The sequence below is a fragment of the Ruminococcus sp. CAG:330 genome, from assembly GCF_000437175.1.
In the GTDB taxonomy this organism is placed as follows: Bacteria; Bacillota; Clostridia; order Oscillospirales; family Ruminococcaceae; genus Ruminococcus_C.
In genome coordinates, this window is the sequence record NZ_FR898089.1 from 172,482 (window position 1) to 182,369 (window position 9,888).

The following is a 9,888-nucleotide window of genomic DNA, read 5'->3' on the forward strand; positions in this document are numbered from 1 at the left end:
CAGACATGCCGATTACAGATATTTTAGAAGAAAACGCCAGAAAATACGCCAATGATGTCTGCCTTGTCGAGGTCAATCCGCAGATTCAGGAGAAGCGTCGGGTTCTGTGGAAGGACTACGATCTGATTCAGCCGACCTCCTCGTTCTGGTATCGCCGTGAAATCACATGGCACGTGTTCAACGAAAAAGCCAATCGTTTTGCACAACTGCTGATGAGCCGTGGCGTGAAAAAGGGTGACAAGGTGGCAATTCTCCTGATGAACTGCCTGGAGTGGCTTCCCATTTATTTCGGCATCCTGAAAACCGGCGCACTGGCAGTTCCCATGAACTTCCGGTACAGCGCCGAGGAAATCAAGTACTGCATGGATCTGGCAGATGTGGATGTTCTGGTATTCGGGCCGGAGTTTATCGGCAGAATGGAGACCATCGCAGAATCCGTCAGCAAGAACCGCATTCTGTTCTATGTGGGCGGTGACTGTCCTTCGTTCGCAGAGGACTACGACAAGCTGACCTCCAACTGCGCCAGCATCACTCCCGGCGTGCCGCTGACAGATGAGGATGATGCAGCCATCTACTTCTCCTCGGGAACCACCGGTTTTCCCAAGGCGATCCTGCACACGCACCGCAGCCTGATGCACGCCTGCAAGGTGGAACAGCAGCACCACCACCAGACCAAGGACGACGTATTCCTCTGCATTCCCCCGCTGTATCACACCGGCGCAAAAATGCACTGGTTCGGCAGTCTGCTCTCCGGCAGCCGTGCTGTACTCCTCAAGGGCGTGAATCCGGAAACCATTCTTCAGACAGTTTCCCGTGAGAAATGCACCATTGTCTGGCTGCTGGTGCCGTGGGCACTGGACATTCTGGAGGCACTGGACAATGGCACTGTCCATCTGGAGGACTACGAGCTTTCTCAGTGGCGGCTGATGCACATCGGCGCACAGGTGGCGGCTGATACACATCGGCGCACAGCCGGTTCCGCAAAGTCTGATTCACCGTTGGAAGCAGTATTTCCCGAATCACCAATACGACACGAACTACGGTCTGAGCGAATCCATCGGTCCGGGCTGCGTGCACCTCGGCGTGGAAAACATCCGCAAGGTCGGTGCAATCGGCGTGCCGGGATATGGCTGGGAAGTCAAGATCATCGACGAATCCGGCAACACAGTTTCGCAGGGTGAAGTGGGCGAGCTGGCAGTCAAAGGTCCCGGCGTGATGAAATGCTACTATAATAATCCGGAGGCAACCGCAGAGGTGCTGCATGACGGCTGGCTCTACACCGGCGACATGGCACGGCAGGATGAGGACGGATTCTACTTCCTCGTAGACCGGAAAAAGGATGTAGTCATCAGCGGCGGCGAAAACATCTATCCGGTGGAAATCGAGAACTACATGAGCAAGTTTGAGAAAATCAAGGATGTGGCTGTCATTGGTCTGCCGGACAAGCGTCTGGGCGAAATTGCCACAGCTATTGTGGAACTGAAGCAGGGTGTGGAATGTACCGAAGAAGAGGTCAACGAATTCTGCATGGGTATGCCCCGCTATAAGCGTCCGCGGAAAATCATCTTCGCACCAGTTCCCCGCAATGCAACCGGCAAAATCGAGAAGCCGAAGCTGCGAAAAATGTACTGCGGCGACTATCTGATCGAAAAAGAAAATCAGAGCTAAAGAAACATAGATCATGCGTTGTAAAACCTACGAGATAAATACTCTGAAAAATTACAAATATGTGGTTATTCTTTCCGAGAGCCATGGAAAAATTATTTTGAGCCGGCACAAAGAACGAACCACATGGGAAACGCAGGGCGGTCATATTGAAACCGGAGAAACACCGCTGGAGGCAGCAAAACGAGAGCTGTTTGAGGAGTCCGGTGCCGTAGACTTTGACATCGAACCGATTTGCGATTATCGTGCTTGGGATGAGGATACCCTACATGGTGCCAACGGCGTTGTATTTCATGCGGTGATTCGGCGATTTTCCGACATTCCAGAAAGTGAAATGGCAGAGCAAAAGGCGTTTGCCTCGCTGCCTGACAATCTGACATATCCTGCAATTACACCTGTGCTGTTTCAGTTTTTGTTGGATCGTAAACCATAACAGCTGCTCACAGGAAAATATTCAAAAAGGAAACCTCGCAAAAGCATCGGATGAAGTCATTTCGTTCGGTGCTTTTGTTCATGTTCACCAAGAACACAGTTGCAATTTTGTACAAAAAGGTATGAAAAGCTGGCATAAAATTCATTGACTTTTCTGATTTTTCATGATATAATAAAAGAAAATATGCCACTTTTTCGGCATTTTGTTTGGTGAAGATTTTTAAGGAGGATAATTATGCAATTTCAGGCTCGCAAATGGTTTGCCGCCGGCACTGCCGCAGTAATGCTGCTTTCCGGCATGGCATTTTTCCCGGCAACCGGTTCCGCTGAGGGAACTATGGCGGCTGAGGACATCACAGAAAACATGTCCATCGGCTGGAACATTGGTAACTCGCTGGACTCCACCGGATACGGTGAAACCAGCTGGGGCAATCCCAAAGTCACACAGGAACTGATCGATACTGTCAAGGCAAAGGGGTTCAACACCATTCGAATTCCTACCACGTGGTATCAGAACGTCACCACAACTACCGATGAAAACGGCAAGCCGGTTTACACCATCAATGAACAGTGGATGCAGCGTGTTAAGGAAGTTGTGGACTATGCCTACAATCAGGGCATGTATGTCATTCTGAACCTGCACCACGAGGAATGGATCAATCGTTCCGATTTCCCGAACGCTTATGACGAGATGTCCGAGCGTTTGAAGCAGATGTGGACACAGATCGCCACCTACTTTAAGGATTACGACCAGCATCTAATCTTCGAAGGTATGAATGAGCCTCGGCAGACTGGCGCTTCCTATGAGTGGCAGGGCAATGCGGAATGCTATGAAGTGGTCAACAAGCTGGATCAGGATTTTGTGAACACCGTTCGTTCCATCGACTCCCCCTATCAGCAGACACGTCTTTTGATGATTCCATCCTATGCCGCTTCCGCTTATGCAAGCGCTTACTCTTATCTGGAAGTTCCGGACGATGATTATGTTGCAGTTTCTCTGCATGCTTATACTCCCTATGCATTTGCCATGGGCGACGGCGACCACACCACATTCTCCAGCAACTACCAGAGTGATCTGGATACCATGTTCTCCGACATCCGGTATTACTTCACCGACAAGGATATTCCTGTTGTTCTTGGCGAATTCAGCGCCTCCAACTTCAACAACACTGACGCACGCTGCGACTGGGCAACCTATTACCTCACATGGACCAAGAAGCTGGGCATTCCCTGTGTACTGTGGGACAACAATGCTATCACCAATTCCACATCTGCTTCAGAGGCTCACGGCTATGTAGACCGCAGCAACAACACTTGGTATGAGGCTTCGGAACCGGTTGTAGATGCGATGATGACCGTTATGCAGGACAACAGCGTTGTCTGGGGCAGCGACAAGCACCTTCCCTCCTGGAAGCACGGCGATGTTGCAAACGGCGATGTGATCTATGAGAATACCGCTGGTTTGAAGCTGATTGCAGCTGACGGAGACGGTGGAAACTGCACACCGGGACTGGATGTCAGCACGACACACATCAACGCAGATAAGGAAATCGCCATCCAGTATGAGGGCTCGGCTGCGCCAATTCTCGCACTGACCAACGCTGCCTGGGGCAACTGGACTGAAATCAGCGCTTTTGACATTGACGAGGAAAAGGGCATTGCCTATTATTCGTATGATGCCATCAAGAAGGCTTGGGGCGATGATATCAGCACCATTGCACATCTGTTTGCACGTGCTGGTTCGGATATGACCATCTACCGCATTGCCGCACTGCCGGCTGCGGAACTGGTGACCGATCCGACCAATCCGACCGATCCCACAGACCCGACAAATCCGACTGATCCCACAAACCCGACCAATCCGACTGATCCGGATCTCTTCGAACTGGGCGATGTCAACCACAATGGCGATGTAAGCGTTGCTGACGTGGTTATGCTCCAGCGGTATCTGCTCCGTCTGGAAACAACTGCCGATCTGGAAACTGCCGACCTGAATGGTGACGGCGTCATCAACGGTATGGATCTGGGTGCACTGCGTCAACTGGTTCTGGCATAAAATCAAAAACTTGATATCAGAAAGATGCCTCATCTGCTCGTTTTTGCGGATGGGGCATTTTATGAGGAAATGATATGAAAAACTACTATATTCCCAAATACGGGGAATTTCGCTGTATTGCCGGCGCCTGTCCGGACAGCTGCTGTGCCGGATGGGAAATCGTGCTGGACGATGCCAGTGTGGAACGGTATCGAACCGTATCCGGCGGCTTGGGAGAACGGATTCGTCAGGCGATGGCAGAGGATGCAGACGGCGATGTGATCTTTGCTGCGCAGGATGGCAAGTGTCCCTTTTGGAACGCAGCGAAACTGTGCGACATTCATGCCACGCTGGGAGAACAGGCGCTCTGCGACACCTGCCGAAAATTCCCCCGCATCACGCAGGACTACGGCGATTTCGTGGAATACGACCTCTCTATGGAGTGTCCGGAAGCTGCACGGATGCTTCTCACGCTTCCGCCGGAAAAGTTGCAGCTTCGCTGGGAGGAACATCCGGAGCTGGCTGGAGATATGCCGGAATATGACGCAGACCGCATGCAGCAGCTGTTTGAACAGCGTGAAATGCTGTTTCAGCTGATGCGTGACACCAGACATCCGGCACTGGCGCAGCTGTCAAGCTGTTTGAAGCTGGCGTGCGAGTGGGAGAACATTCCCCTTTCCGAATGTTCCGCAACTGATTCCGGTACGGCAATTTTTGCATTTCTGCAATCCTGCGAAATTCTCACAGCGGATTGGCGAAGGATTCTGGAACAGTCAGCGGCAGCGCAAGATAAGCTTGGTGTGATCTCTGAGGCGCTGGACTGTGAGATTCGTGCGTTTGCCTTTGACTTTTTCTACCGGCAGTATCTCCGTGCTGTTTTTGCAGATTCTGCCATCTTGCCAGTCCAGCAGGCTGCTTTTTCCGTGTGCGCCGTGGTGAGTATCTGCTGCCGGCTGTATCTCATCACGCAGGAGCAGCAGCTTCGCATCTGGCAGCTGTTTCTCAAGGAAATCGAATCAGACAGCGACAATGTGGCAGAATTGAAGTGGTGTCTGGAAACGGAGGAGGCGTTTTCGCCGGCAGCACTCTGTGCCTATCTGGAAAAACTGGGAGATGCATGATGGTTTCGATATTTCTCCATGCAGTTTCTTCCCTGCTGTCCAAACTCTTTTCCCGTCAGATCGACCGGTGGACAGACTGCTGTATGGAAAAAGAAAGCGAGGAGAGTACCTGCCAGAACAGCGTGACTATCTCCAAAACGTTTGGAATTACAGGTGTCATCTGGTTTATCATTTTTGCATCCTCCGGGATTCTCGGCGTGGTCATCTGGGCTGACGGCATGACCGACTGGGACGCTTTTCTCTGCGGTATTCTGTTTCTTTTCCTTAGCCTTGCCGGTGTCTATCTGATGTTGCTCCGGCGCAATTACCGCATTTTCTACACTGATACATTTCTGGAAAAGCACAGCATGTTCGGGAAAAGGCGAATCTATCACTGGGCAGATCTCACGGAAATCCGCCAAAAAGGCGCCACCTATACCCTGATATTTTCCGGCGGAAAACTCCGCATCTTTTTCTGCAAGGAGTACATCGGCAACGAGAGACTCGTCGATTTTCTGCAAAAACAATATTTTTTTGAAAAAAAATGCTTGACAAGCATCTGAAACTGTGCTATAATAAAAAACTGTAGCGGCCATGCCGCAGGAAAATAGAGATTCACAGGACTACTGTCGGCGCAATGGCCGATGGGCTGCTGTTGATACAAACAACAGATACAGGAGGTGAAACCCCATGAGAGAAGGCATTCATCCGAATTTTGAAAAGACTACCATCACTTGTCACTGCGGCAACGTAATGGAGACCATGTCTACAAAGAAGGATATCAAGGTGGAAATTTGCGCAAAGTGCCACCCGTTCTTCACTGGTAAGCAGAAGCTGGTAGATACCGGCGGACGCGTAGATCGTTTCAAGAAGCGTTTCAACCTGGACTAAGTTCCACGGAAACCGGACAATCGAAAGAGGGCGGTATTATGGTACCGTCCTTTTTTGTCTATTCTCAGAGGTGATACCATTTGACAGAATACCGAACGATTGCAGCACCTGCAACCGCTTCTTTTGTGGAAAAGAAGTCGGAATTCATCGCATATCTCGCCCCTGTCCGCACAGCGGAGGAAGCGGTTTCAGTTATCGAAACCGTGCGGAAGAACCATCGCCGTGCCAGACACAACGTATACGCCTATCTGCTGCGGGAGGGAAATGCCTCCCGCTACTCCGATGACGGCGAACCACAGGGCACTGCCGGCATGCCGGTTCTGGACGTCCTGCAAAAAAAAGAGCTGACCGATATCTGCTGTGTGGTGACACGGTATTTCGGCGGTGTGCTTCTGGGCAGCAACGGACTGGTGCGGGCCTATTCCCACAGCACAGCGCTCGCCATTGAACAGGCAAAGGTGCAGATCATGCTACCCTGCTATCCGGTCTCGCTCCAAGCCGACTACTCCCTATACGGAAAAATCGCCTATGCACTCCCGAAAACAGATCTCATTCAGAAAAATGTGACGTTTGAAGATCAGGTGCGTATGGAACTTCTGGTGCGGGACACCATCCTGCCGGAACTGCAAAAGCAGCTCATTGATCTGACCGGAAATCAGATTCAGTTGCAGATCGGCGACAAGGAGTATGCCGATTTTTCCAGCTGTCACAGGGATTCCTGAAAAATTTCAGAGCTTGTTCCGTATCTTTTTATGCGCGGATTTTCGAGCATGATTTTGTCGGTGACAAGGAAAAAATCCGCAGGCATACTGTCGTATGGCAAGGATTTTTGACGCAGTCACCGGCAAAATCCGCCGAAAAGACGTACGGAAAAAGATGTGAAACAGGCTCTTAGCAAAAAAGAGGAGTTTTTGACATCCGCTGCGTAATATTAGATAGAGAGGGCGATTCCCTCCGCAAACGATGTGCCTTTTTGGTGGAATGGAGGAGAACGGAATGACGATTCGAGAACAGCAGGAACAGTTGGAACTACAGATTCTAAGCCCCTACGCCTGCCCCAATGCGGGCCACGCCAAGCGAGAACGTCCGGAGATGCCTTGCCCTTACCGCACGGCGTTTCAGCGGGATCGTGACCGGATTTTACATTGCAACTCCTTTCGGCGGTTAAAACGAAAGACGCAGGTCTTTCTCTCCCCCGTAGGCGATCATTACCGCACACGGCTGACACATACGCTGGAGGTAGCACAGATCGCCAGAACCATTTCCCGTGCGCTTCGCTTCAATGAGGACTTGACAGAAGCAATCGCACTGGGACACGATCTGGGGCACTCTCCTTTCGGGCACAGCGGCGAGGCAATCCTGAACCGCATCTGTCCCCACGGCTATCGGCATTACGAACAGAGTCTGCGTGTTGTGGAACGGCTGGAAAAAGGCGGTGCCGGACTCAATCTGACGGAAGAGGTGCGGGACGGCATTTTGTGCCATACCAACCGGATTGCCGCAACCAAGGAGGGCAATGTGGTTCGGGTAGCAGACCGCATTGCCTACATGAACCACGACATCGAAGACGCTATTCGTGCAGAAATTCTCCGCAAAGAAGACCTGCCGACAGATGTTACAGAGGTTCTGGGGAATACCAAGACCAAGCGCATTACCACGCTGGTGGGAGCGGTCGTGGCACACGGTCCGGAGAAAATCGGAATGGCTCCGGAAATTCAAGCCATGCATGACAAACTGCACACATTCCTGTTTGACTGTGTCTATTACAATCCCATCGCCAAACAGGAGGAGCACAAGGCGGAACTGCTGATCGAAACACTCTACCGGTACTTTATTTCCCATCCGGATGCGCTGCCGGAGGAATACCAGAGAATTGCACAGCAAGAGGACATTGACCGTGCGGTATGCGATTATATTTCCGGCATGAGTGACGGATACGCTGTGGATCTATACACCGAACTGTTTATTCCCAAGGGCTGGAGATCATCTGCCAGTCCGATTTCCTGACATGTTCTGCGCCGTGACAGACAGCCCATTGCTGAACTTCGTGCGCAGATACGGGTTGTGTTATCGTATAGATATCACAAACAAATACAAAGCAACGAACACAAGGAGGTAATGCATGCTAGGTGCGATTATAGGCGACATTGCAGGCAGCAGATTTGAGTTCAATAATATCCACACAAAGGATTTCGAGTTCTTCCATCCGGATTGTCAAATCACAGATGACTCGGCTATGACTATCGCATTGATGGCTGCCATTCTTGAAGGCGATATGCAGAACGAAATGTCCTTTAAGAAAACGGTCATCGACTGCTACAAGAGGTTCTGGAAGCTCTACCCTCAGGGAGGCTATGGTTTGGGATTCTGGGAATGGCTGGAATCCGACAACCCTCAGCCTTATCATAGCTATGGCAACGGTGCGTGTATGCGTATAAGTCCTGCAGCCGTGCTGGACGAAGGGATTCGTGAACGTGTCGCAAAATGGGCAACAGAAGTGTCCCACAACCATCCGATTTCCCTGGCATGGGTAAATCTATTCGTTACTGCCGTGTCGATGGTGAAGGATATGCCTGCGGACGACGGCAAGCAGTATCTCAGAAACATGCTGCAGTACACGCTATCGGACGAGCACAGCGCAGAATTTTATGTCGACGGTATAGCCAAGGTGCATCCCGGTGTGTTTGACGAAACTGTTCATGGTACGATGCCTATCGCAATAAAGGCAGTTCTGGAAGCTGAAGACTTTGAAGACACGGTTAGAACTGCCATTTCGTACGGTGGTGACTCTGATACGATTGCAGCGATTGCAGGTGCAATCGCAGAGTCCGTATTCGGGATTCCGCAATCAATCAAGCGTGCTTGTTTGAGATATATTCCGGTCACCATGGTTAGTACCGTCGCTAAATTTCACCGCAGATATCCGAATTTTTCATAAGATAAACAGCCCGGAATTCACTCCGAGCTGTTGCTGTGATACTGTATCCATGAGAAAGTGTGTGACAGAACATGATATATTCCGCTGACTTTTTGGAACAGGTACACACTGCCTGTCCCATGGAAACCATCGCCGGCAATTATGTCAATCTCATCCGGCGTGGCAGAACTTATGTCTGCAAGTGTCCGTTTCACTCGGACAACTCTCCCTCCTGCACCATCTATCCGGATACGGAAAGCTTTTACTGCTTTGGATGCGGGACGGGCGGCGATGTCATCAAATGGATCGAGCTTATCGAAAATCTGGAATTTTCAGATGCAGTCAAGCTTTTGGCAGAGCGCAGCGGACTGCAGCTTCCCACGGATAAAGAGGCGGAAAGCCGCTCCCGCATGCGCACGAGAATCCTCGCCATCAATCGGGAAACGGCAAACTTTTACTTTCGCTGCCTGACCGCCAATCAGGACAAGCGCGGACTGCAATATCTGATTTCCCGAAAACTCAAGCCGGAGACCATCCGCAAGTATGGGCTTGGGTATGCGCCGGACAGCTGGAACCTGCTGACCGATCACCTGCTGAAAAAAGGATTCACAGAGGAAGAGCTGCTTCTGGCAGATGTGGCACACCGCTCTGCAAAGAGCGGCAGGCTTTATGATGCGTTCCGATGCCGTGTCATGTTCCCCATTGTGGACACCAGAGGTTCTGTGATCGGATTCGGCGGACGTGTTATGGATGACAAACAGCCAAAATACCTCAACACTGCCAAAACACCGGTATTTGACAAGGGCAGAAACCTCTTTTCCCTAAACTTCGCCAAAGGCAGCAACTCC

The 9,888-nt window shown here is 51.0% G+C and carries 8 protein-coding genes and 2 pseudogenes; 9 read left to right on the top strand and 1 reads right to left on the bottom strand.

Going from position 1 to position 9,888, the window contains the following annotated elements; genetic code table 11:
* Nucleotides 1–5 precede the first annotated feature (5 nt).
* From QZL66_RS11015 to fliB, 4 genes and pseudogenes are all read left to right on the top strand, one after another.
* A pseudogene (locus QZL66_RS11015) lies at nucleotides 6–1,668 on the top strand (class I adenylate-forming enzyme family protein).
* Nucleotides 1,669–1,681: 13 nt separating this feature from the next.
* A complete protein-coding gene (locus tag QZL66_RS11020; RefSeq protein ID WP_022411776.1) occupies nucleotides 1,682–2,098 on the top strand; it encodes an NUDIX hydrolase in 417 nt (138 codons plus the stop codon).
* Between the two features lie 234 nt (nucleotides 2,099–2,332).
* Nucleotides 2,333–4,153, top strand: coding sequence for a cellulase family glycosylhydrolase (locus tag QZL66_RS11025; RefSeq protein WP_022411777.1), 1,821 nt, complete (start codon nucleotides 2,333–2,335; stop codon nucleotides 4,151–4,153).
* Nucleotides 4,154–4,227: 74 nt separating this feature from the next.
* Nucleotides 4,228–5,253: a flagellin lysine-N-methylase gene (gene fliB, locus QZL66_RS11030; protein ID WP_022411778.1), complete on the top strand. Its 1,026-nt coding sequence runs from the start codon at nucleotides 4,228–4,230 to the stop codon at nucleotides 5,251–5,253.
* On the opposite strand, the gene QZL66_RS11035 is transcribed toward fliB, so the two are convergent.
* Nucleotides 5,226–5,828 carry a hypothetical protein gene (locus QZL66_RS11035; protein WP_293615115.1) on the bottom strand — a complete coding sequence of 201 codons (603 nt, stop codon included), beginning with the start codon at nucleotides 5,826–5,828 and terminating at the stop codon, nucleotides 5,226–5,228. The genes fliB and QZL66_RS11035 overlap by 28 nt on opposite strands.
* Nucleotides 5,829–5,922: 94 nt before the next feature.
* Between QZL66_RS11035 and rpmE the strand changes: the two genes are divergently transcribed.
* The 5 genes and pseudogenes from rpmE to QZL66_RS11060 form a co-directional block, all read left to right on the top strand.
* Nucleotides 5,923–6,123, top strand: a complete 201-nt coding sequence (gene rpmE / locus QZL66_RS11040) for a 50S ribosomal protein L31 (protein WP_022411780.1) — start codon at nucleotides 5,923–5,925, stop codon at nucleotides 6,121–6,123.
* A gap of 80 nt (nucleotides 6,124–6,203) precedes the next feature.
* Nucleotides 6,204–6,845 carry a YigZ family protein gene (locus tag QZL66_RS11045; RefSeq protein WP_022411781.1) on the top strand — a complete coding sequence of 214 codons (642 nt, stop codon included), beginning with the start codon at nucleotides 6,204–6,206 and terminating at the stop codon, nucleotides 6,843–6,845.
* A gap of 274 nt (nucleotides 6,846–7,119) precedes the next feature.
* Nucleotides 7,120–8,130, top strand: a complete 1,011-nt coding sequence (locus QZL66_RS11050) for a deoxyguanosinetriphosphate triphosphohydrolase (RefSeq protein WP_022411782.1) — start codon at nucleotides 7,120–7,122, stop codon at nucleotides 8,128–8,130.
* Nucleotides 8,131–8,245: 115 nt separating this feature from the next.
* Nucleotides 8,246–9,061: an ADP-ribosylglycohydrolase family protein gene (locus QZL66_RS11055; protein ID WP_022411783.1), complete on the top strand. Its 816-nt coding sequence runs from the start codon at nucleotides 8,246–8,248 to the stop codon at nucleotides 9,059–9,061.
* 119 nt (nucleotides 9,062–9,180) lie between these two features.
* Nucleotides 9,181–9,813: pseudogene (locus tag QZL66_RS11060) on the top strand (CHC2 zinc finger domain-containing protein); the annotation flags it as partial.
* Between the last annotated feature and the right edge of the window lie 75 nt (nucleotides 9,814–9,888).

Bases quoted from the DNA above. Each gene is read 5' to 3' on its own strand.
- QZL66_RS11020 (WP_022411776.1), top strand. From the start codon at position 1,682: ATGCGTTGTAAAACCTACGAGATAAATACTCTGAAAAATTACAAATAT.
- QZL66_RS11025 (WP_022411777.1), top strand. From the start codon at position 2,333: ATGCAATTTCAGGCTCGCAAATGGTTTGCCGCCGGCACTGCCGCAGTA.
- fliB (WP_022411778.1), top strand. From the start codon at position 4,228: ATGAAAAACTACTATATTCCCAAATACGGGGAATTTCGCTGTATTGCC.
- QZL66_RS11035 (WP_293615115.1), bottom strand. From the start codon at position 5,828: ATGGCCGCTACAGTTTTTTATTATAGCACAGTTTCAGATGCTTGTCAA.
- rpmE (WP_022411780.1), top strand. From the start codon at position 5,923: ATGAGAGAAGGCATTCATCCGAATTTTGAAAAGACTACCATCACTTGT.
- QZL66_RS11050 (WP_022411782.1), top strand. From the start codon at position 7,120: ATGACGATTCGAGAACAGCAGGAACAGTTGGAACTACAGATTCTAAGC.
- QZL66_RS11055 (WP_022411783.1), top strand. From the start codon at position 8,246: ATGCTAGGTGCGATTATAGGCGACATTGCAGGCAGCAGATTTGAGTTC.